General features: G+C 66.6%; 18 protein-coding genes. 9 read left to right on the forward strand and 9 right to left on the reverse strand.

Annotation, left to right across the window (positions count from 1 at the left end):
• Positions 1–35: 35 nt before the first annotated feature.
• The 3 genes from O9280_RS16290 to O9280_RS16300 all read right to left on the reverse strand — a co-directional run bounded on the left by O9280_RS16290 (position 36) and on the right by O9280_RS16300 (position 2,934).
• Positions 36–545, reverse strand: coding sequence for a GNAT family N-acetyltransferase (locus O9280_RS16290; protein ID WP_298345238.1), 510 nt, complete (start codon positions 543–545; stop codon positions 36–38).
• Positions 542–856 (reverse strand): DUF1778 domain-containing protein, encoded by a 315-nt coding sequence (locus O9280_RS16295; protein WP_298345241.1) that lies wholly within the window; start codon positions 854–856, stop codon positions 542–544. Before O9280_RS16295 ends, O9280_RS16290 begins: the two co-directional genes overlap by 4 nt.
• 650 nt (positions 857–1,506) lie before the next feature.
• Positions 1,507–2,934 carry a replication initiation protein gene (locus tag O9280_RS16300; RefSeq protein ID WP_298345244.1) on the reverse strand — a complete coding sequence of 476 codons (1,428 nt, stop codon included), beginning with the start codon at positions 2,932–2,934 and terminating at the stop codon, positions 1,507–1,509.
• Positions 2,935–3,628: 694 nt separating this feature from the next.
• On the opposite strand from O9280_RS16300, the gene O9280_RS16305 reads away from it, so the two are divergent.
• Both O9280_RS16305 and O9280_RS16310 read left to right on the forward strand, forming a co-directional pair.
• On the forward strand, positions 3,629–4,852 hold the full coding sequence (locus O9280_RS16305; RefSeq protein ID WP_298345246.1) for an AAA family ATPase: 1,224 nt from the start codon (positions 3,629–3,631) through the stop codon (positions 4,850–4,852).
• A complete protein-coding gene (locus O9280_RS16310) occupies positions 4,849–5,892 on the forward strand; it encodes a ParB/RepB/Spo0J family partition protein (RefSeq protein ID WP_298345250.1) in 1,044 nt (347 codons plus the stop codon). Before O9280_RS16305 ends, O9280_RS16310 begins: the two co-directional genes overlap by 4 nt.
• Here the strand turns inward: O9280_RS16310 and O9280_RS16315 are convergent.
• Positions 5,889–7,709 carry a phage integrase family protein gene (locus tag O9280_RS16315; RefSeq protein WP_298345253.1) on the reverse strand — a complete coding sequence of 607 codons (1,821 nt, stop codon included), beginning with the start codon at positions 7,707–7,709 and terminating at the stop codon, positions 5,889–5,891. The two genes, O9280_RS16310 and O9280_RS16315, sit on opposite strands and share 4 nt — an antisense overlap.
• A 360-nt stretch (positions 7,710–8,069) precedes the next feature.
• Between O9280_RS16315 and O9280_RS16320 the strand changes: the two genes are divergently transcribed.
• The 3 genes from O9280_RS16320 to O9280_RS16330 all read left to right on the forward strand — a co-directional run bounded on the left by O9280_RS16320 (position 8,070) and on the right by O9280_RS16330 (position 12,549).
• Entirely contained in the window at positions 8,070–9,407 is a 1,338-nt protein-coding gene (locus O9280_RS16320) for an ATP-binding protein (RefSeq protein WP_298345256.1), read from the forward strand.
• A 261-nt stretch (positions 9,408–9,668) separates the two neighbouring features.
• A complete protein-coding gene (locus O9280_RS16325; RefSeq protein ID WP_298345259.1) occupies positions 9,669–11,540 on the forward strand; it encodes an alkaline phosphatase D family protein in 1,872 nt (623 codons plus the stop codon).
• 103 nt (positions 11,541–11,643) lie between these two features.
• On the forward strand, positions 11,644–12,549 hold the full coding sequence (locus O9280_RS16330; protein ID WP_298345261.1) for a hypothetical protein: 906 nt from the start codon (positions 11,644–11,646) through the stop codon (positions 12,547–12,549).
• Positions 12,550–13,030: 481 nt separating this feature from the next.
• Here the strand turns inward: O9280_RS16330 and O9280_RS16335 are convergent, their stop codons facing one another.
• From O9280_RS16335 to O9280_RS16350, 4 genes are all read right to left on the reverse strand, one after another.
• A complete protein-coding gene (locus O9280_RS16335) occupies positions 13,031–13,606 on the reverse strand; it encodes a PIN domain-containing protein (protein ID WP_298345264.1) in 576 nt (191 codons plus the stop codon).
• Positions 13,606–14,073, reverse strand: a complete 468-nt coding sequence (locus O9280_RS16340; protein WP_298345266.1) for a helix-turn-helix domain-containing protein — start codon at positions 14,071–14,073, stop codon at positions 13,606–13,608. The genes O9280_RS16335 and O9280_RS16340 overlap by 1 nt, the downstream gene beginning before the upstream one ends.
• Positions 14,074–14,331: 258 nt before the next feature.
• A complete protein-coding gene (locus tag O9280_RS16345) occupies positions 14,332–16,506 on the reverse strand; it encodes a helix-turn-helix domain-containing protein (protein ID WP_298345268.1) in 2,175 nt (724 codons plus the stop codon).
• A 358-nt stretch (positions 16,507–16,864) separates the two neighbouring features.
• A complete protein-coding gene (locus tag O9280_RS16350; protein WP_298345272.1) occupies positions 16,865–17,605 on the reverse strand; it encodes a hypothetical protein in 741 nt (246 codons plus the stop codon).
• A gap of 146 nt (positions 17,606–17,751) precedes the next feature.
• Between O9280_RS16350 and O9280_RS16355 the strand changes: the two genes are divergently transcribed.
• From O9280_RS16355 to tnpB, 3 genes are read left to right on the forward strand one after another with little or no spacing between them, the layout of a single operon-like run.
• Positions 17,752–17,964: a transposase gene (locus O9280_RS16355; RefSeq protein ID WP_298345276.1), complete on the forward strand. Its 213-nt coding sequence runs from the start codon at positions 17,752–17,754 to the stop codon at positions 17,962–17,964.
• Positions 17,961–18,125, forward strand: coding sequence for a hypothetical protein (locus O9280_RS16360; protein WP_298345279.1), 165 nt, complete (start codon positions 17,961–17,963; stop codon positions 18,123–18,125). The genes O9280_RS16355 and O9280_RS16360 overlap by 4 nt, the downstream gene beginning before the upstream one ends.
• Positions 18,122–18,433 (forward strand): IS66 family insertion sequence element accessory protein TnpB, encoded by a 312-nt coding sequence (gene tnpB / locus O9280_RS16365; RefSeq protein WP_298345282.1) that lies wholly within the window; start codon positions 18,122–18,124, stop codon positions 18,431–18,433. The genes O9280_RS16360 and tnpB overlap by 4 nt, the downstream gene beginning before the upstream one ends.
• A 37-nt stretch (positions 18,434–18,470) precedes the next feature.
• On the opposite strand, the gene O9280_RS16370 is transcribed toward tnpB, so the two are convergent.
• Positions 18,471–19,217, reverse strand: coding sequence for a hypothetical protein (locus tag O9280_RS16370; RefSeq protein ID WP_298345286.1), 747 nt, complete (start codon positions 19,215–19,217; stop codon positions 18,471–18,473).
• 570 nt (positions 19,218–19,787) lie between these two features.
• Here O9280_RS16370 and O9280_RS16375 point away from each other — a divergent pair.
• Entirely contained in the window at positions 19,788–20,351 is a 564-nt protein-coding gene (locus O9280_RS16375; RefSeq protein ID WP_298345290.1) for a hypothetical protein, read from the forward strand.
• The last annotated feature ends 117 nt before the right edge of the window (positions 20,352–20,468 follow it).

Raw genomic sequence — 20,468 nt, forward strand, 5'->3', positions numbered from 1 at the left:
GCTTTGTTGTCCTGGGTCTCGGCCGCGCTTCTGGGCTACGGCTCGCGAAGGGCCTGGTGGACTGTAGCCAGCATCAGGCACAGGGTCATTGGCTTGATGGGTGACTCGATGAAGCCGCGTGAGAGGTAGAAGCGCCGGGCCTGCTCGGAGATGGCGTGTACCAGGAGCGCGGTGACGCCGGCGATGTCGGCGGCTTGGATCGCACGCCGGATGGCATCGTTAACGAGCGCGGTGCCGATGCCCTTCTGGTGGTGGTCTTTGTGGATGGCCAGGCGGCCGAGGACGAGCACGGGGATCGGGTCGGGCCGGTTGCGCTTCAGGCTGGACGGCACCTCGGCGTGGCCGATGGCCCCGGCAGCCAGGCAGTAGTAGCCAATCACGGTGTCGCCCTCGCACACGACGTAGGTGCGGGATGAGCCGTTGGCCTGGTTTTTGGCCGCGCGGCGCCTCAGCCAGTCGTCCAGGGTCGGCTCGCCGCTGTCGAAGTCGGCCAATTGATGCCGGTCCGTCAGCGGTTGCGGCGCCGAGAGCGTCGGCGCGGTCACTTCCCGCGTTGGCCTACGACTTTGCCGGCGGCGGCTACCGTGCCCCAGGGGGTGCGGGCCTTGAGGGTGCGGCGCAGACGGTCGGTGGGCAGGGGCGGCTGATCGAGCATGGCTTGGAAGGCGGCCGTGCTCTTCGCGTCGAGGGCGAAGTAGGTCTGGTCGAGCAGCACGTCTTCAGCCCGCCGGCAAGCGGCTTCAAGCATGAAGTCAGAGCGGCTACGGCCCAGGCGGTCGGCGGCCTGGTCGATCAAGTCACGCTGGCCGGCCTTGGCACGGATGCTGATCGTGACGGGTTCCTGGGCCTGGGCCATGGGCGCGTCTTTCGTGTGCTGCGTTCGTCGTGTCAGCATTGTATGTCACTTGTCCATACAATGCCAACCTGGAGGGTACAGGGCGCGGTAGTGGCACGTGTCGGGGTCCGTCAGAGGGCTGCAACCCGTTTCGTGGTCAACCTGCGGCTAGTGACCGAGGCGACGAGTTGGCGGGCTGCCCGGCAGATTCCTTCTTTGCAGTAGAGGGGGCTTCCTCGCCCTGTGAACCTCGGGCGGGTGAAACCACCAGTTCGTGAGCAGCACCCTGGTCGGTGCGCGAGGGTGTCGCACACGGATGCAGCATGCGTACGGCGTGACGAAACATGCCGCCGCGTGCCTTGCGTGTTTCTGCCAAAGAGCTGGGCGCCCCCGGAGCGCTGGTCTGGTTCATGCCGTCGTTGACTGGGTTTCCATGGCCCGCACGGTATCCGGGGCCGCCCCCGTCGTCCATCCTGTCAGGACTGTCAGGGTGCATCGCCTTCACCGACAGACCTTGCCTGAAGGCGGCGGTCGACGCTTGGCCTGGCGTGCAAGGCGGACAGCGGCTACGCTACGCTGACGCTCGACAAGCCGCGTTGGCATCAGCGAATCAGTGACAACCTTCCAGGCCCCGGGTCGCCTTACACCGGGGCCGGCGCGAAGCCGCGCACTCAACCCGCATCGCCCACCTCGCCCAGCTCGGCCGCGATGGCAAGCAGTTGCTCGGCGCTTGGCTGATCCCACCGGTCGCCGTGCGTGGCCGCGCCGTAGTGCCGCAGCATCTCCTGGCGCACCATCGGGTGCTGCCAGCCGCTGGTCGTGAGTCGCTTCAGGATGCTGGGGTGCGCCCCGCGCGCCTGCAGCGTGATCAACAGGCTGGCTTCCAGCTCCTTCTGGGCCTGCGGCGACATCGCTTCGATGGCGCCTGAAAGCCTCTCGTGCTGACGGCGCGTCCACTCCGCCAGCCAGCGCGCGCGCCGCTTGTCCTGCATTTCACGGCTGGCCGGGCTGGCGGCGTCGGCCGTGGCGGCGGCCAGTGCCGCCGCGTCTTCATTGCGCTTGCTGGCCCGGGCGGCCTCGCCCGGCATGAGCGCGCGGAGATACCTCACGGGATCGCGCAGCGGCTCGGGGTAGTTGCTGGCCAGCCGGCGCTCCAGAGAGTCCAGGCCCGCTCGAAAAGCCTCGTCGCCGTAGTCCTGTGCTATGGCCTCGGCCGCGTCGTCGCCCACGCCCAGCCGCTGCGCTCGCGTGATCAGGGCCAGATCCACCGGTTGCGGCGGCGTCGACATGGGCAGCGAGGCCTGGCGCTTGGGGCGGATGCGGAACTGGATCTCGCCCACCGCCCTACCCTGCTTGTGCTCGACCAGCTCGACCTCGATGTCCGTGATGGCGTTGATCTCCGCGACCGCGGGCTTAAGCGTGTCGCGCTTGAAGATGCGATATTCAAGCCGGGCCGACTTCTCGCTGACGGGGTTGCCGCTGAGCACGGGCACCCACCAGCGCCACTCCTGGCGCGCGGTCTGCCCGATGTCCTTGTAGCGCGTGCAGATCTCGTAAAGCGCCACAGCTGCGTGCGAGCGCAGCTGGCTTATGACCTCCAGCCTCAGTCGAGCAAACACGGTCGGCTCGAGCAGCTCCTGCTTGAGGTTGACGGCGTAGGACCACTCGACCCAGACCTGGCCGCCCTGCTTGCTCAGCGTCGCGTGCGCCAGCAGGCCGCTGACGTGCCAGGCGCTGCCCTCCCCCGTGGTCGGCGACTGCCACTCGACCGTGGTCGAGACCATGGCGCGGAGGTGCTTCTTGATGAGGGCGTAGTCGTTGCTGTCGAAGTCCAGGCCGCTGATGATGGATTCCAGCGGCGCCCGGAAGACCTCGCGCTCGAGCCCCTGCTCCTGCGCCTGGTAGAGCAGCACGTTGTAGGTCTTGCGCCCGAGCGTCGTGATGCGGGTGGACTTCGGGATGATGGCCAGCGTGTTGACGGCTTTGCGCAGCAGTTTCGTGCCGTTCCCAGGGATCGGGAACGTCGACGCGGGGCGTGGCGCCTCATGGGCCGCCGAGGTGGGACCGGTTGCATGAGTGCCGCGCTTGTTTGAAGCCACGCTCGGACTGTATGCCAAACGTGAAACACGGATTCACACTTGACCATCCGCCTACCGGGCCTCGGACGTCTTGGTGTGAACCGCAGGTTCACCGTTGATCCGGCGCTCCGAAGCGGAGAGTTTTCGGGATGCCGTCTCGACCAGGACCCAGCAGTGTGAGGATCGCCCGGGCCGTGGCGACATCCACAGGGGCCAGTGCCATCACCGCACGCGGCGCAGGCACCTTTCCCGAAAACTCTCACGTCACGGCGACGCAGCGAGGACCTCTTAGGCCCTGAAGCGGAGAGTTTTCGGGAGGCCTGGGTCGCGTGGACACCCGGCTTGCAATGCAGTGCGGCTCCAGCGCGAGGGGATGCGCCGCAGGCGCTTGGCTCGGAGGCACGGTTCCCCGTGTTCACTCACCCAGGTTCCCGAAAGTCCTCCGCTTCGACCTGCATCCACTCACCTTTGATCCCGAAGACTCTCCGCGCTATCCCGTATCCACTCACGTAACCAGTGCCAAGTGCTTGATTACGCTTAGAAATTCGCTCGCTAAAGGTATTGAAGGACTTCAAGGAGCCAGAATCTCTAAAAATCCAGCAGCCCGGGCCTTGAACGTCGATCGTTACCGGAAACGCGCGCTTTACGAAAGTCGATGCAAGCGCACGTTCCGCGTCAAGCAGACGATAAACTCGAGGCTCCGAGGAGTGACACGATGGCCAGCCCAATCATTCAGCAAGCCAAGCCCATCAGCCTGGCCGACATCACCGCACAAGCGGAACGAGCGATGGCCATGATGGAGCAGATTCGCGCCGCCATGCTGGCGCCGACGGCACGTAAGCTGCCGCCCACCTTCACCCTGTCGCAACTGGCAGCGATGCTCGACGTCGAAAAGGGCTCGGTCTCCCACCGCATGACTCGCGGCGACCTGCCGGCGGGCCGGCTCAACGCGTCGGGCAGCCGTCGGGAGTTCACGCTGGCCGAGGTACGGGCCTGGGTGCGCGAGTACCGCAAGGACCGGCTGCGGCCGGACGGCGCCGAAGCCGTCACCATCAGCATCGGCAACTTCAAGGGCGGTGTGTCCAAGACCACCACCGCCGTCACCCTGGCGCAGGGGCTGTCGTTGTTGGGGCACCGGGTGCTCGTGATCGACACCGATCCACAGGGTTCGCTGACTACCCTCTTCGGCATCCTGCCCGACACGGAGGTGGAGGAGACCGACACCATCCTGCCACTGGCGATGGGTACGGAGACGTCGATCCGCTACGCCATCCGCCCGACCTACTGGGACGGCATCGACCTGGTCGGGGCTGCGCCAGTGCTGTTTGGAGCAGAGTTCGCGCTGCCGGCACGGCAGACGCAGGAGCCGGGTTTCGAGTTCTGGCGCGTGCTAGATCTCGGGATCGACGATGTGCGCGGCGAGTACGACGTGATCGTGATCGACACGCCCCCTGCCCTGTCTTACACCACGATCAACGCATTCATGGCGTCCGACGGCGTGATCATGCCGTTGCCCCCGAACGCGCTCGACTTCGCCTCCGCCTCGCAGTTCTGGAGCCTGTTCTCCGACCTGGCCAACGAGTTGCTCACCAAGCGGGGCCTGGACAAGAGCTTCGAGTTCATCCACGTGCTGCTGGCCCGGGTGGACTCGGCCGACACGGCGAGCAACGTGATCCGTCAGTGGATCGGCCAGACCTACGCCGAGAAGGTGCTGCCGGTGGAGATTCCCAAGACCGCGGTCACGGGGGTGACCAGCGCCGAGTTCGGCACCGTGTACGACGTGTCACGGTACGACGGCAGTGCACGCACCTTCAAGCGCGCACGTGATGCCTACGACAGCTTCGTCGGGCACATCGAGGGTTCCATCCGGGCGGTGTGGGATCGACGACGCCAGGTGTTGAACGGTTCAACACCCGATCGCAAGGAGCGCCAGCGATGAGCAAGAAGCTCGCAGCCAAGGCCAGCCTAATCCAGGCTCCTCCAGTCCCCGCGCCCGAGGCGGGCCCGGCGCCCGAGCGCACCGAGATCGCCGATGTGCGGCCCAAGACCGCGCCCGGCTCGATGGCCTTGTTCATGGCGTCGCAGTCGGCGGCCATCAAGGAGGCCGACGAGCTGCGCGATAAGCTCAAGGCCTTCGACGGCGCGCGCCCGGTGCGCAGCCTGGACCCGCAGACCGTACGGCCCTCCAAGTGGGCCAACCGCCACGAGCATTCGTACGCCGACGCGGCCTTCGAAGTGCTGAAGGCAGACATTGCCGCGGCCGGAACCAACGTGCAGCCGATCAGCGTGCGCCAGATCCGCGAGGAGGTGTTGAACGGTTCAACACCTGCCGGGCCGTCGTACGAACTGGTCTACGGCCATCGGCGGCACCGGGCATGCCTGGAGCTTGGGTTGCCGGTGCAGGCGCTGGTTACCGAGCTCAGCGACCAAGCGCTGTTCGAGGCTATGGAGCGCGAGAATCGCGCCCGCAAGAACCTGAGCCCCTGGGAGCAGGGGTGCATGTACCGCCGCGCGCTGGAGCAGGGCCTCTATCCGTCGCTGCGCCGCCTGGCCGAAGCCGTCGGGGTGGACGTGTCTTTGGTGTCCAAGAGCGTGTCGCTGGCACGGCTGCCCGATGCGGTCGTGGCGGCGTTCGCCTCGCCGCTGGACATCCAGTTCCGCTGGGCCCAGCCCCTGGCCGAGGCCCTGCAGAAGGATCCTGAAGGGGTGCTGGCCCGTGCCGCCGGCATCCGCAGCGCAGGGCAGAGCGCTGCGGCGGCGCAGGTGTTTGCCGCGTTGACGGCGCCCGGCGAGACGGAGGTGTTGAACGGTTCAACATCGGGCTCGCGCGTGATCGAGGGTCTCGCCGGTCGCCGTGCCGTGATGAAGCGCGACAGCCGGGGCCGCTTGAGCGTCGAGTTCGGGGCCGGTTCGGTCTCGCCCGAGGCCGAGGCGGAGCTTGCCGCCTACATCGAGAAGATGCTGGGTAAGGCCCGCTAGGTGCGCACAAACGCGCCCTGCATGGCGCGGTGCTTGCGCGCCTTCTCGGCGCGCACGTAGATCGAGGTTGTTGCCAGGCTCTCGTGGCCGAGGTTGGCCTGCAGCACGTCCTGCGGTACCCCGCGTGCCGCCGAGTGCGACCCGTAGGTGTGCCGCAGCCAGTGCGTCGATGCCTCACGGATCCGCTCAGCGGCGCGTGGGTCCCGTACCGACATATTCGCCGCACAACGCTCGAAGCCCGTCACCAGCACCTCGTAGATGCGTGCCTGAGTGAGCGGCGCTTCCATGCTCAACTTGGCGATGAGCGGTGTCTCCGGATCGTTGTCGAATATCTCGGTACACAGCCTCCGAACATCCAGGTACGCCCGCAGCGCGTCCACCGCCGGATCCGGCAGCGGCACCTCGCGCCACTTGTTCCGCTTGCCCAGCACCATGATTGACCAGGCCCACTCGCCGTCGTCGAGCTGCTCGTGACGCAGCCAGCCGAGCTTTGCGGCGGCGAGCTCGGCCAGGCGCATGCCGGTCATGTACGCGAAGTCGAGGATGAACTTCAGCCGCTGCAGGGCAGGGGAGGGCGCCGCAGCCAGCTCTTCGCCGATCCACTCCTGAACCAGTGCCCATTGCTTCTGCGACAGCGCCCGCAGCTGCGGCATCGACGGCGCATCCGGCCGCGCCGGCACGTCATCCCAAGGGTTCGAGTCCAGGTAGTGCCGACGCACGAGCCACTCGCACAGCGAGCGCACGATGGTCATGGCCGATGCTTGCGACCGCACCGAGAGGGGCCCCTCGAAGGGCCTCCACGCCTCCGACCACCGCTGTGCATTGCGCGGCCCCACCCACTCTGGCCCCGGCGCGGCCAGGAAATCCCGGTACGCCACGCAGTCATCCCCATCCAACGACGACAGCGCCTTCCTTCGCTCCATCACGGCCCAGAGCAGGAACCGCTCCGCCTCCTTGCGGTAGGCGCGCCAGGTGTGGGTGCCTTGCACGCGCAGCCGCAGCCAGGCGTGGATGGCTTCGTAGTCGTTGGCTGCGGCGACCTTGCACCGGTCCAGTGGAGCGCGGTTGAGGCCGCGGGAACCATCGCGCTCCGATGGTGGCCGGAAGCGTTCCAGCGGCACGATGCCGATCCGGGGCGGCGGGGTCAGCGCCTCTGTGTCGACCTGCGAGAGTGGCGCAAGGGCAGGGGAGGGCAGGGCGCCCAGCGTCGCTTCGTGCTCGCGCAGCCAGCGCACGATGCGCGCGGCACCCTCCGGGCCGACCTTGGGGACGCCGCGGTGCCAGTTGAATCCCTTCGTGCGGATCCAGAAGACCAGTTCTTCGAGCTTCCGGATGCCCACCACCGCCAGCCGGGCGGCCACCCGCTCGTCCAGCCAGGCCGCCACGGGATCGGCCGGCGCCGGCTCGCGTACCCCGATATTCGTGAGCCACTGGATCGCCTGGACGAGCCGCTCGCGCAGCCGCTGCCGCCGGCGCGCCGCGCTGCGGGAGTCGGCCTGGCCACTCTGTCCGCCGTACTGCTCCTGGTAGAGCTCGATGAGCTCGGCCTCGCTGTAGTAGTCGGCCGGCTGCTGCGCTGCGAACTCGTCCAGCGTCGGGACCTTGGTGGCCTTGTCCGGGATGGCTTCCGGGTCACGGCGGAGGAGGGCGGCCAGGTCGGGCCGACCATGGGCGCGCGCCAGGCTGCGAAGCTCGTCCAGCAGCCGCTGCAGCTCGCCGCGGGCGCGGCGGCCGTCACCTTGACCGTCGACGTAGAGGTAGCGGTCCCAGGCGGTCACGAGGTCCAGGCCCTCGGCCCAGCTGCGCACGAAGGCCATCTGAGGTTGCCCAAGGCGGCGACCCGTCGAGCGTCCGGCAGAGCGGCTGGTGGAGTTTGGGGCAGGGGGCTTCATCGGACGGCGGTCGGTGACGGCGGCTCTAAGTGCTTGTCGGAACTGGGACTGCCGCAAGTGTGCCCGGTCTGGAAGTGTTTCGGAGGCCAAAAACAGGTGCCTTGATAACAAGGCTTATCAAGGTACTTGATGGCCTGGAAGGCAGGGAAGGGCGTCCGACGGCGCCGCTGTCAGTGGCTCCGTGCCCTCCGATCAGGGGCCGTGCCAGGCACCGGAGCACCGGCGCGACGGCACGCCCGCGCGCCCCGGCGAGCCCGGAGCCCGAAGCCCCCGGGCCGCGCGTCCATGCACGACCGCGCACGCGCGCGAGCGCTGCCGCACCGAGCTACCCGTCTTGACTTTCTTTTGCCCAAAGAGAAAATTTGGTGTCCAGCCAAAAATACACAAATCCCGGTGCCGCCCGTGTCTGACCCGAACCTATTCCACCGACCCGGCTACGCGCAGGACCTCGCCCGCCAACTCCTGGAACCCGGACCCCTGGACGAGGGGCTCCGCTCGGGCGTGTTCCTCTCCGGCATCCGCCGCATCGGCAAGACCACGTTCATCCGCCAGGACTTCATCCCGGCCCTGCTCGAGCGCGGTGCCCTCACGCTCTACGTGGATCTGTGGACCGACCGCACACGCCCGCCCATGACGCTCATGCTCGAGGCCGTGCGCGCTGCGGCTTCTGAGCTCCAGCACCCGGCCTCCGGCCTGCTGCAGAAGCTCCGCCGCGTCAAAGGCGTGGACTTCGGCGCCGCCGGCATCTCCCTGAGCCTGCAACTCGACGCCCTCGGCACGCCCGGCGGCGCCTCGCTCGCGGACGTCTTCGTCGAACTCGTGAAGAAGGGCCAAGGCCACGTCGTCCTGGTCATCGACGAGGTGCAACAGGCCATGGCCACCCAGGATGGCCAGGACATGCTCTTCGCCCTGAAGGCCGCGCGCGACCGCGTCAACACCGCCACCGACCTGCCGGGCCGGCTGCTCATCGTCGGGACCGGATCGCACAAGTCGCTCGTGACGGACATGGCCACGCGTCGCTCGCAAGCCTTTGCCGGCGCGCACACGGCCTCCTTCGAGCCGCTGGGCAAGGACTACGTCGAGTGGTTCCTGCGCCGGGTCGAGGCTGCCGGCCTGGTCGCGCCGCCGCTGGAAGCGGCGATGGAAGGTTTCCGCAGCGTCGGCAGCCGGCCAGAGGAACTGGCCAAGGCTGTGCGGCAGTTCCAGGACGAAGTGGCCGCCGGGCGCGGTGCCGACGCGGGCACGGTCTTCGCCACCATCTGCGCCACGCTGGCCACCGCCGCAGCCGAACTCGACATCCAGTCCATCGAGGAAGCGGGCGAGCTCGCCGTGCTGGCCTTCTCGCGCATCGCTGCCGGCCAGCATCGCGGGCTCTTTGCGGCCGAGACGCTCGCGACGTTCTCCGCAGCCCTGGGCCGGGAGGTCTCGCCGAACGACATGACCCCGGCCATCGAAAAACTGGTCTCCGCCAACCTCATCGTCCGCAAGGGGCACGGAAGCTTCGAGATCGCAGATCCGTTCGTGCGCCACGTCTGGCTGCAGCACCTGCAGATGCGTCAGACGCTGTCGCAGCCTGAGACCCCGCAACCCGCCAAGCCCGGCTCAGCGGCTGGTGCGTCATGACAGCGCGGGGGCAGCTGCGAGCATCGTAACCTGGGGCATCCAGCGCTCAGCGACTGTTCAGCCCGTGCTGGCCGATGACCACTTCAGCCCGAGGGTTCCGGGGCGTGCAGTACGCGGATCGAACCGAGTGGACACAGTCGCGATCGGAGGACTCTTGCCGACGAGGTTCCGATGTCGGCCCTGCCCGCTACCGATACCGGGGGACGGAGAGGGATGCAATAGAGTCGCGCATCGCATCCTGTCCTCCTGGGGGCCCGGTTCATGACGACGAAGCGACATGTCGGATCCACTTGCTCGCTCCGGCTGGGAATCGTCGCGCTCGGTCTCAGCGTCCTGGCGGGCTGCGCGCACCATCCACCAAGGTACTCGGGCCCGGAGATCCAGGCGCAGTTCCTTGAGCGTTACGCCGGAGCTTGGGAAGAGCTCAGGCGGGAGCATTGGCCGGAGCAGGCCGGGTCCATCGCCCAGCTGGAGATGGTCCACCCGACCATCAGCGACGGCAGATCGGTGCGAATTTGGTATCTGCTCAAGCCTGACCGGGTCAAGGAGGCTGCAAAGCCGCAGGTGCAGTGGCGCTCCCGGGGATCATCCGACTGGCTCACCGTCCCCCCGGAGACGGTCGTACTCTCGGACGTGGGCGGAGCCACCCATGGCGCGAGGGTGGTCGAAGTGCCGGCATCCGCGTTCGGCGCTGCGACGGTCTTCGAACTCCGGCTGAGCGGCGGCGGTCTGACGCGCACCCATCCGGTGGATGTCACTCTGCCCCCTGCGCCGGACAGCAAGCAGTCCTTCAGCTTCCTGGTCAGCAGCTGCTTCCTGCCATGGAAGACAGATGGCCAGCGGCTGTTTGTCGACGAGTCCACGCGGAGCGTGCTGGAGTCGCTCGGCAGTCGATCACGCGCGCCGCTGTCGCAAAGACCCGCCTTCCATCTTCAGCTGGGCGACCAGATCTATACCGACGGCGGGGGGGGCAAGACCGGCAAAGAGACGGCGGCCTACCTACGCGGCAAGCACAACGACTCGGTGCAGGGCGATGAGGGCGGCGTCGCGTCGGCTTTCGACGCCTTGTATCGGTACAACTTCGGCCTCCATCAGCTGCAGAGCGCGTTGGCGCACGTCCCCTCGGCGATGATGATCGACGACCACGAGATACGCGACGGATGGGGTGCACGCTCAGACGGCGAAGATCGCTGGAACGGGTTCTATGCGAAAGGACGCCATGCCTTCCGTGCTTTCCAGGCAAGCCGGAACCCCGGCGGCGCGCGTCAGGATGGCGAGGGCTTTCACTACCAGTTCGGCTGGAGCGGCGCCCGATTCTTCGCTATGGACACGCGCACCCGCGCCGATTGCACCGCGATGCGCGAGAAGGTGTGCGGCCGCCAAGAAGCAGACCTCAAGCGCTGGTTGCGGGGCATCCGCGAAGAGCGGCAGGACCGGCCGACGCTGCTGGTGGTGTCGCTGGGAGTCCCGTTGACGCTGGCCGCAGGCGTCGGTACGACGGTGGGGACCGTGGTCGGCGGCTCAGGGCGCGACGATGCAGTGGACCGTCTCTCTCGGGGCGAGCGAGAGAGGATCCTTGCCTTGCTGGCAGGACATCTCAAGGACGCACCGCAGCACAGGCTGTTGGTGCTGTCCGGTGACGTGCACTATTCCGGCATGGTCCTGATGCGCCTGGCAGGCGAGATCCGCGGATACGAGGTCATCTCCTCCGGCCTGGCGCAGCAGTCCTACAACCTGCTCAGCGGGTGGGGTGTCGCGAAGGTCATGGACGGCGGCGGCTTCCGCATGGAGACCCGAGGCGTCAACGCCGTGCCGTCATTCGCGGAGATATTCGTGGATTTCCCCTCCGAGCGCTCGCCACCGACGGTCAAGGTGCTTTTCTTCCCCGGTGCGTCCGTCACGAACTGGGACTTGGCCGGCAAGGGCGATCTCCAACTGTCACCCGTCAGGCTCGAACTGGAAGAAGGCCGCCTTGGCCGCGGCACGGCGGTATCGCGGCTGGCGAAAGCACCGGAGGATTTCCTCCCCCCCGTGAAGGTTCCGCCCATAGGCAACCCTCGGTCGTGTCTGGCGCGGGACATCGCGCTGACGTGGGGGTTCAAGCCGGGGGAGAACGACGGGTGCGAGCCGTAGCGGGCAAGTCGCAGGTGACAGGGCCAACCGGGGGTCGCATCAAGCACGCGCGATGCGGCTGCCAAACAAAGAGTCAACGTATACCCGCCAAGGGAGAACAGTAATGCAAGCCAAACTTGTGGCCAGATCATTCTGCGCAGCGATGTGCGCAATCACATTGGCTGCGCCTGCTTTGTCGCAACAGGCAACTCTGACTGTTGACGCCGAGTATCAGGGCGCGACTTTTGCCGCGGGATCTAGCGTCACATTTCACTTCAGTGGAGCAGTGTCGCGGGGCGTGCTGAAGCTTGATTTCATTCAGAACGGATTGAAGTTCAAGGCAGGCACCACGATCGAACTTGCAGAAGATGGCCGGGTACTTGCCGGAGAACTCGCAGAGCAAGTGCCGATGCCCGGGCGTGAGAAACTGATCCTGATGCCCAGACCGGTGAAGTTCTACCCTCGCGGAGAAATACAGCAGGCAGTGCTGGCAAGTGGTAGCCGTGATGCAAACATCACCGTTCCGCTACCCATGCGGACCGACTTCTCTATCGACGGTCGCTTCACCCAACTGGTTCAAGATGGAGTCCCAACATCATTGAGCTATGTTTTCGCAGGGCGTACAACGGCCGCTACGTCGATAAATGTGGTGGAGTTCGATCTGTCGTCTGGCCAGTACCGGGTCGTCCGGGGTGCGGTGGGAACTCCTCAGATCATCGGACGGCTAGTAACGCAGCGCAATTCTGCGGTTCCATCTGTCGTTATACCGATCATCGTACCCACCAACTCCACTTTCATGCTGTCAACGAAGCGGCCGCTATATGCAGCGGGACCCGATGAGTGGGATAGCTGGTTCTTCGACGGCAGATTCCAGATCAACGGCTATGACTTTGGAATGCGACCAACGCTGTGGATGCGCGAAGGTCGGCTGGCAGCCGTGAGGATTGCACAGGCCCTAACTATCGAAGGCGTTGCCTATGCCAGTGCCTCAGTCATCTTGCTCAACGATCTCGGGAGGATCGTGCGGTAGCGACTGTTGCGGCCCTTACTGGGAGAGTCGCTGAAGCCGCTCTACGACGGCGCCGGATTGCGGCTCCTCGTCGCATCGTGTGGGGAGCAACACATACCTTCCCTGCACTGACGCTTGGTGATCCGCGGTGAGCGCAGGGCTCAGAGCGGTCCACAGGCCAACCGCAGGGCGTGGCCTTGAGGCGCGCGGGCGCCACGCAAGACTAGGCATGGTGTTGTCGGCCAAAGCACTCCTGCCCGTAGCCCTGACGTCAGAGAGGCAATCGCTACCTTCCGGCTGCCGGGAAGGCCGCGGGATGTGTGGACGCCAGAGGCCCAAGCTGAATCTGTCGCGTTCCCGCACGGTCACCTATTGCACTGAACACGAGTCGACCCCCGATGCAGTTGCGATCTCTTGCTGACCCTTGATGCCAAGACTTATCAAGGTAGTAACTGCCTCCCGAAGCCGGGCAGGGCGCCGGAGCAGGGCGCCACCAGCAGATTCAGAGCAGGGCCTGAGCCTGGCGCAGGTGCGCCGCGCTGGCCGCCAGGCCCGAGCGCTCCAGCGTCGCGATCAGCTCGGCAGCCGACTGCGGTGGCCGGGTCAGGCGCACGCGCATCTTCTTGACGGCCGCCAGCGCCTCGAAAGGGCGAAGTTCGAGCTGGTTCAGAACGAAGTCGTCCGGGTGGATCGCTTCGATCAGGTGCGGATCGAGGGCGTCCGCCGGGCAGTCCTTGAGGTTGAAAGTGACGATCGCGTCCGCGTGGCCGGCGATGGCGGCCGCCAGCACGTGACGGTCATCGGGATCCGGCAGGACCAAGCCGGCGATCAGGCCTTCGAAGTTCTCGACGAGGCAGTCGGGGACCGAGCGGTTCATCAGCTCGACCAGAGCGCCGAGCTGTGCCTCAAGCTCGGGCCGGTTGCGGGTCAGGTTGCGGACCCACTCCTCGTGGATCCGGGCTGTCCACCTCGCGTGGTACAGGCCGTCGACCGCCAGGCTGAGCAGCAGGTCGCGCAGCGGCGCCGGGTACAGCGTGTTCGCGTCCAGGACCGCCGTGTACTGCGACGAGCCGGCCATCAGTAGCCCAGGCCGAGTTCCTGGGACAGGTCAGCGAGTTTCTGGAGGGCCTCCTCGGACTGGGCGCGCTGCGCCGCCTGGTACCGGCGCAGCTCCTCGAACTCGATCCGGCGGTGGCGACCGACCTTGCGGCACTTCAAGCGGCCGGCCTCGATCTCCTTGATCACGAAGGGGCGCGAGACATTGAGCAGCGCCGCGGCGTCCTGGGTCGTCAGCTCGTGGTTCTGCGGCACGAGCATCACCGGGCGGCGCTGCGCCATCATGCCGAGCATCTCCGCGAAGAAGCGCAAGGCCTGCGGCGGGAGTTCCAGCACCGGCGCGTCGGTGATCTCCCCCTTCTCGTCGACGAGTGCGATGCGCTGCGCGCGAGAGTGATCGAGCGCGGACATCAGGCAGCGTTGGGCCACCTTAGCCATCTCGGCCTCCCGCTCGGAGGCCAGGGGTTCGAGCAGGTCCCGCGTGGACATCGGGTCTCCAGGGGTTGTGGCCGGCTGAGTGCAAGAAGAACGCTACTGTACGCCTCAATCGCAATATTCGCAGCATTCGAATCTGATGTCGTGATCACAGTACGTCCTGCCGTTCGCGCAGGCAGCGGCGCGGGCGCATCCTGTCTAAACCGAAACGGGCCGAGTGAGACGGCGTCCAAGACTGATCTTGAGCACTGGTTCTTCCTTGAGCATCGTTCTTTGGCAGTCAGGATCGACCGAACGCATGAAGCCCGAGCTCTAGGCTGGGCTGCCGTCGGCGCTGGCGGCTGGTTCTTTTGAGGGTCCTCCACGCCAGGGCAGACGGCCGGCCCTGGCCATCGCGGAGAGCACTGCCCCAATAGACGGCGCGCTCGGTGCGGCCACCGCGCCACGGGACGCCAAGTAGACGGGCGCGTCCTGCACTCTCCCCTTCGCCTGGATCGGCTGTGCCCGGCCAGGCCCGTCCCCCTCCCCCGCACCCCCACCCTCGGCACCCGCCGCACCGCGGTCCTCGCGGGCATGGACAACCCCACCATCCACAGGACAAGCCTGTGGATGGCCGGCAAGCCGGTCCTGGGGTTGCCCACCCCCGGCACTGACGCCCTCCGTGATGGACAACCCTGCGGGTTGCCCACACTCCGGTTGCCCCACCAGGGATTGAGATTGTCCGGAACCAGGAACACCAGCCCCGGGCACCTGCGAGGCGGCGGGAGGGGCCTGCAAAACCCCGGGCGAAGCCATATAGGGGAACGGGCGCTTTTTCACAACCGCGGCGGCATCAGCCCCCTGCCCCGCCGGCGGCTCGGGCGCCAGGAAGTCGGTGGCCGGCACGTCGGCCGGGGGCGTGGACTGAGCGGCTTCTACGGCGTCTTCCCCGGAACGTCTGGCCAACCAGTTGTAGATCGTCCGGGTGCTCACTCCTACCAGGGAGGCTGCTTCCTTGACATCGACGCCACCGTCCAGGGCTGCCAGGGCCTGCTCGCGATGCGACAAGGTCGGCCTGGCGCGCTTGTACCGTCCCTCAGCGACGCGATCCCGCGCGGCGAGAGCGCCCTTGGCCTGGGGGTCTGTCCCCTGCTCGGGCTTCGGCCTGGCCTGGCGCAGGTGCCTGGGCAGCAGCTCCTCGAGCTGATCGAGGAGCTCGTGGTCGCTGGAGATCATCGGGCCGAGCAGCGCCCACTTCCTCTCAGTCCCGTACCAGTAGCGCGGATCGCGCAGCTGCCCGGCGAACTCCACCTTCGCGCCGGCGGCCGCGTCCCGGAAGCGCTGCACGACGCTGCCAAGACTGCGCCGTGCCTCGGTGACGGACAGCGCGGCGTTGATGCGGCCGCGGCAGGCCCCGGTTGTGCGCTCGTCGACCACCGCACCCATGAGCCGCAGGCGTTGGATGACCAGGTCGCCGAAGGCGTCAGCCTGCTGCAGCGGGGTCGCCCAGGCCATGTCGGTGGCCACGGCCATGATGAAGTGGTCGCGGAACCCCTCGGGGATGCCTGCCAGGAAGAAGCGCTGGGCGATCTTGTCCAGGTCGCGCAGGCGCGCCGCGGCGATGGTGGCCAGGCTCTCGAAGCCGGCCGTGGCGCCCTTGGCACCTGCGGCCTTGCGCGGCTTCCTGGCAGGCCGAGGCTCGGAGAGTGTGCCCGAGGCGCCCTGGGCGCCGGCTGCAGGCTGGTCGTTGGCCGGCTGCTTGGGCAGGTAGCGCGCTACGAAGTCGCGCCTGGCGACTCCCAGCGCGGCATCGCAGAGCTCGTCGAAGCAGTAGTCACGGGGGCTCGCCCCAGGGACCCAGCTGCTGCGCGTCAGGCGCCGCTCAGCGGCGGCCTTGCTGTTCAGCGTCCCGGGGAGACGGATGACCCGGGGGAGGTCGACCAGCGACGTGTCGGCCTGCGGGCCGCAGATCCTGGCCAGTGCGTGCTGGGTCTTGGCCCAGCGCACCTGGGCGTTACGGTGAGACTTCCTCAGGCCCACCCTGCCGACGCGCCAGATGAGTTGCACTCCGCGGCCGGTCTCGACGCACAGGTGCGGCCTGGGCAGACCGGCCGCGTCCAGCCTGGCCAGGGCCTGCTCGAGCGCCGCCTCGGGGGAAGGATCGTCTACGCCGTGACAATCCAGGTCGACCACGAAGGCCTTGAGGCACACCACGTCGCTGGCCAGGCGCTGCCGGCGGGTCTCGTGGATCATCACGTAGGTGTCTGGGCTCTCCAGCCAGACATCGGGGCAGCTAAGCTGAAACTGCAGGTCGTCGCGTCGGATCGTGTGGTCCCGGAAGACCAACGCCCCGGGGTCGTCCTCGCGCTCGACGCGGCTGACTACATAGATCCTGTGCCGGAGGTCGCCATGCAGCCAGTTCAGGAACTGCGCCGGCGTGGCGGGGGCCGGGCCTGCCAGGACGGCGGGGTCCTGCCGGCTGGATGTCTGCGCTACCGCCGCTGACACCGTGGTCGCCTCGGTGTGGACAGGGGCGCTTGCAAAACTGCAAGCGAATGTCTACATTGGCGACCAGAGAGTTGGTCGTCAGTCACGCGTCACCTACCTCTAAGCGGGGCAAGAACCGTTGGCGCGGTTCCCGCTGTTTCCCTGAAAACCCTCAACCGCTTCGGCTGTTGAGGGTTTTTCTTTTCCGGGCCGACATTGGCGTTGTCGGTTTGGGCCTCGCGGGTGTAGGCTGACTTTTGCTCGCCGTCGTGTCAGTCCACACCGCTTATAGGCCAGTCTAGGTACAGCGTGTATAAGAACTCGGGCCGCGCAACTTTTTCAGTTCGCATGTCGCTTGGCAGCCCCTTGAGGTTGGAAGTCATCCCTGGTCGGCACGCCGGCCGGCACCCCGAATGAGAGAGTTGACGGCTGGGGAGACTGTCCGAGGTTGCACCCGGCTCGGATCGACGCCGATAGTCACGCAGGCCGACTGCTGGCGAGCTGGCCGCGGTGGATGGGCCGGCGGCGTGGCAGGTTCCACTGCCGCCGCGGGGCTTGCCGGTCCCGGCTGAGCGGTCGCAGCTTGGCCTGCTGGACTCCCGTTGCTCGTGAAGCCCATGGCTCGCAGCCCGTCAATGAGCATCTGGAGCAACGTCCTGTTCGTCTCGCCCCACTCGCAGCGGGCGACGATGGCCTCGAGGTGGCTGTTCCAAGGCTGGCGAGGGTCGTAAATCGTGTACAGGTCCTCACGGCTGCGCAGGCTCTGCTCCTCCCGTTTCACTGAGACGAAGCGCCGGGAACCAAAGGGCTTCTTCCTGGAGGGAGGCGGGGGGGTCAAGGGCTCCTCGCCGAGCTTGACGGCCGCACCGATACGCAGGGCCTGGGCGACGACCGTGCGGGTCTCGCCGAACGCGGTGCGCTCGAGCATCACCAGGATGGGCTCGGCCGTAGGGTCCCTGGGGTCGAACCGAACCCGGACCTGCTGGCTCTGGCGCTGAGGGTCAGGCGCGATCTTGGCGAACGGCCTGTACTGCCTCTTGTTTACCATGTCAGCCACAGGCGGCGTCGACTTCGAACCCGACGGTGTGCAGCCCAAGTCCAACCCGATCACCGTCTTCATTTCGCGCTCCGCTGTTGTTGCACAGGGGCGCGTTGTACAGAAGTCGGCGATAAGAGCGCGGTCCGCTGGATCTGCCCGGCCAAGTCATCTTGAAGCTTGGCCCTGAGGTCTGAAGGATCGTGTCCACGTAGGAGTAGGTGGACACGATGGCAAGCAAGAGCGGGCAGACGAGGCGGCGGTACAGGTCGCAGTTCAAGGCGATGGTGCTGCCGCAATGCGACGAGCCCGGCATGTCGGTGGCCAAGGTGGCGATGTCGCACGGCATCGACGACAACGTCGTGCACCGCTGGCTTCAGCTGGAGCGGCACGGCGGACTGCGCCGTTGCCCAGCATCGCTGTGGAGAGGTCGCCCGAGTTGACTGCGGCCTTCGTGCCGCTGGCATTGCCCGCCTGTATTGCGCAGGAGGTGAAGACCGGCTTCCGCCTGGACATCCGGCGTGGTGCAGTGACAGTGGGCATCGCCTGGCCGCAGGCGGCACTAGGCGACCTGGCTGGCTTCGTGCGCGAGTTGCTCGAGTGATCCGGGTCGACGCCATCTGGCTGACGGTTCAGCCCCTGGACATGCGACTCGGAACCGAGGCTGGGCTGGCCTGCGTGGTCGGCATCTTCGGTGCCGCGCATCCGAACCACGCCTACTTCTTCGCCAAGCGGCGCGCCAACCGCATGAAGGTGCTGGTGCACGACGGCAAGGTGACCCAGGAGGACGTGCTCGCCAAGGTGCTCCAGGGCCTGACCGCGTCGGAAGAGGTCCTGTCCAGGGACGAGTCCCGATGGGTGGTGCGTCGCTTGGCCGAACTGCTCAACTGGGAGCCCCTGCTCACCGACTAGGCGCCGCGGCAGTCCGGCCTCGCGGGAACCTCGCTGATCAACTCAACGAGAACCGCTCGCTCACCGCATCGGCATGTGCACGCAAGCCAGGCGAGACGGCTGCCCAGGAGTCGACGACCTGCTTGTAGGTACCCCACACAAACTCGACTTGAGCGCCCGCCACCTCTCTCGAGAAGGCCACGACGTGATCGAGGTGGGCAGCTCGAGCAGCCTCGGGGATGGGCCGACCGTCTGGCCAGGATGATGGGTCAGCAAAGAGGTAGTAGAGGACCGGCCGTCGGCCCGACTTCAGACAGTGCGTAGAAAGGGCGAGCGCGTGCTTGATCAGCTGCGCAGCGTCGAGCGCGTGCAAGTCGAGATCGTCCGACTGCAGTCTCTCCATCGCTCGAAGGTACGGTGCCATGTCAGGCGACCACACATCACGCGAGTAGGCTGCCGAGAACGACGGCGCATGCTTTCCTCTGTAGGGCTCGTAGCGCTTGGACTCGACGCCCACGGTGTGTGTGTCCGTGTCGATGCGCACATCCAGCCAAGGATGCATGCCACCAGACCAGGGAAATCGCAGGTTGGCTTCCAACTTGACCTGTCGGGCAGGCCAGCCCGCGTGAGCCAAACCCGGCAACGGTGGCAGCTGGCCCTCCCGTTCGATGAAGTAGCCGAAGCTGTTGGCGACCAAGGCGGAAGACGACTCGGGGCTGTCTGCCTTGCCGTCGAGTTCTCGGCCTGGTGACCTCTCGTACGCCTTGAGGATTGCTGCCTTGGGCAAGTGGTCGAGCAACTGCATATGGGCTTACTGGGTCCGTTGAGGCACGAGAGGTCGTAACTCCTGGAATCAGCATAACTGTGGTGAGCTCGGCGCGGGGCGGTGAAGCAGCGCTCAGCAGGCGCGGTCCGCCGATGGTGTGTTGGCCATGCTGCCTGCGATTCGTTGCGTAGCACCGCTTGGCACCGGCCACCTGATCGCCGACATCGCTACCGTGGTCGCTCCGTCAAGGTGACCCGGCCGTACGCATACGGCCCGCTGTGGCTGGCACGCACTCCGACGATCCCGCTTCATGCAGCGCGCAACCGTGCCCTAAGAGGTCACTACATAAGGAGGCACTACCGTGCCCTAAGCGGTGGCTGCTTAAGAGCGTACTGATGCGCCCTAAGCGGTGACTGCATAAGGGGATACTACTTTGACCTAAGCAGTATCTACCTAAGCAAGATACTACTTAGGGAGTTTCAGGTTTGCTACGCTAGTACCCCTGGTTCGACAGAAACATCGTTATGATCGCTAGTGAGGGGGGTATGATTTGCAGGCTGCCCAGAATATTGGGGTCCCTAAGTAGTGAATCCCTAAGTAGTGAGGTGCATGTTGCCGCAGCGGAATCCCCCCGCGTCGCGATTCCGGTTTCCGACCGCCGGCCTGGGGCCGGAGCCGCTCCCGCCGACGGCCCAGTACGCCCGCGCCAACGAGGTCTTGGGAGGGCTCTTCCAGGCCATCTTCGAGATCGACACCGAGCTGTTCCGTATAGCTCACCTTCTGGACCGGGCTCAGCCGTCTGCGGACGGGAAGGTTTCGATCCGGTTCCGGCGGTCGCGTCAGAAGACAGCCGATGGCCAAGCCCCGGTGTTCGTGCGCTGGCATAGGCCGCCGGCCAGCCGCGCGTGGCACTCGAAGGTTCTGCCCGCGGCCTCGATCCTGCGCCAGGCCAAGCGTGACGGCCTGTTCCGTGCCACGTATGCCAACGTGCCTCCGCTCCTGCGCGATGCCCGCAGCCTCATGGCCAGGCGGGCCTCGTTGCTCCAGATCATGGATCTGGCCCGACGGACCATGGCCCTGAACACAGGGCTGGCCAGCAAGCAGGTGCGCCAGGCCAGGGAGGCGTACAAACTCAGGGAGCCCCAGATCGGGCGTTGTCCCGTTCCCTGTTGAACCGAGACCGGTGACGGTTCCAATTGGATGATGCTACGCGGCCTTTCGGAGCGTTGCGGTTTCGGCTTCAGGACGACGAGCGTCCAGGGCCTTGAGCAGGCTGCGCATCTGGCTGCA

This window comes from Silanimonas sp., assembly GCF_027531545.1.
Taxonomy (GTDB): Bacteria; Pseudomonadota; Gammaproteobacteria; order Xanthomonadales; family Xanthomonadaceae; genus Silanimonas.

What these genes read in the sequence shown, in the direction of transcription:
- O9280_RS16325 (WP_298345259.1), top strand. Translation starts at nt 9,669, where the DNA reads ATGACGACGAAGCGACATGTCGGATCCACTTGCTCGCTCCGGCTGGGA.
- O9280_RS16315 (WP_298345253.1), bottom strand. Translation starts at nt 7,709, where the DNA reads ATGGCCTTCGTGCGCAGCTGGGCCGAGGGCCTGGACCTCGTGACCGCC.
- O9280_RS16305 (WP_298345246.1), top strand. Translation starts at nt 3,629, where the DNA reads ATGGCCAGCCCAATCATTCAGCAAGCCAAGCCCATCAGCCTGGCCGAC.
- O9280_RS16370 (WP_298345286.1), bottom strand. Translation starts at nt 19,217, where the DNA reads ATGCAGTTGCTCGACCACTTGCCCAAGGCAGCAATCCTCAAGGCGTAC.
- O9280_RS16340 (WP_298345266.1), bottom strand. Translation starts at nt 14,073, where the DNA reads ATGTCCACGCGGGACCTGCTCGAACCCCTGGCCTCCGAGCGGGAGGCC.
- O9280_RS16335 (WP_298345264.1), bottom strand. Translation starts at nt 13,606, where the DNA reads ATGGCCGGCTCGTCGCAGTACACGGCGGTCCTGGACGCGAACACGCTG.
- O9280_RS16330 (WP_298345261.1), top strand. Translation starts at nt 11,644, where the DNA reads ATGCAAGCCAAACTTGTGGCCAGATCATTCTGCGCAGCGATGTGCGCA.
- O9280_RS16350 (WP_298345272.1), bottom strand. Translation starts at nt 17,605, where the DNA reads ATGAAGACGGTGATCGGGTTGGACTTGGGCTGCACACCGTCGGGTTCG.
- O9280_RS16310 (WP_298345250.1), top strand. Translation starts at nt 4,849, where the DNA reads ATGAGCAAGAAGCTCGCAGCCAAGGCCAGCCTAATCCAGGCTCCTCCA.
- O9280_RS16355 (WP_298345276.1), top strand. Translation starts at nt 17,752, where the DNA reads ATGGCAAGCAAGAGCGGGCAGACGAGGCGGCGGTACAGGTCGCAGTTC.
- O9280_RS16320 (WP_298345256.1), top strand. Translation starts at nt 8,070, where the DNA reads ATGCACGACCGCGCACGCGCGCGAGCGCTGCCGCACCGAGCTACCCGT.
- O9280_RS16375 (WP_298345290.1), top strand. Translation starts at nt 19,788, where the DNA reads ATGTTGCCGCAGCGGAATCCCCCCGCGTCGCGATTCCGGTTTCCGACC.
- O9280_RS16295 (WP_298345241.1), bottom strand. Translation starts at nt 856, where the DNA reads ATGGCCCAGGCCCAGGAACCCGTCACGATCAGCATCCGTGCCAAGGCC.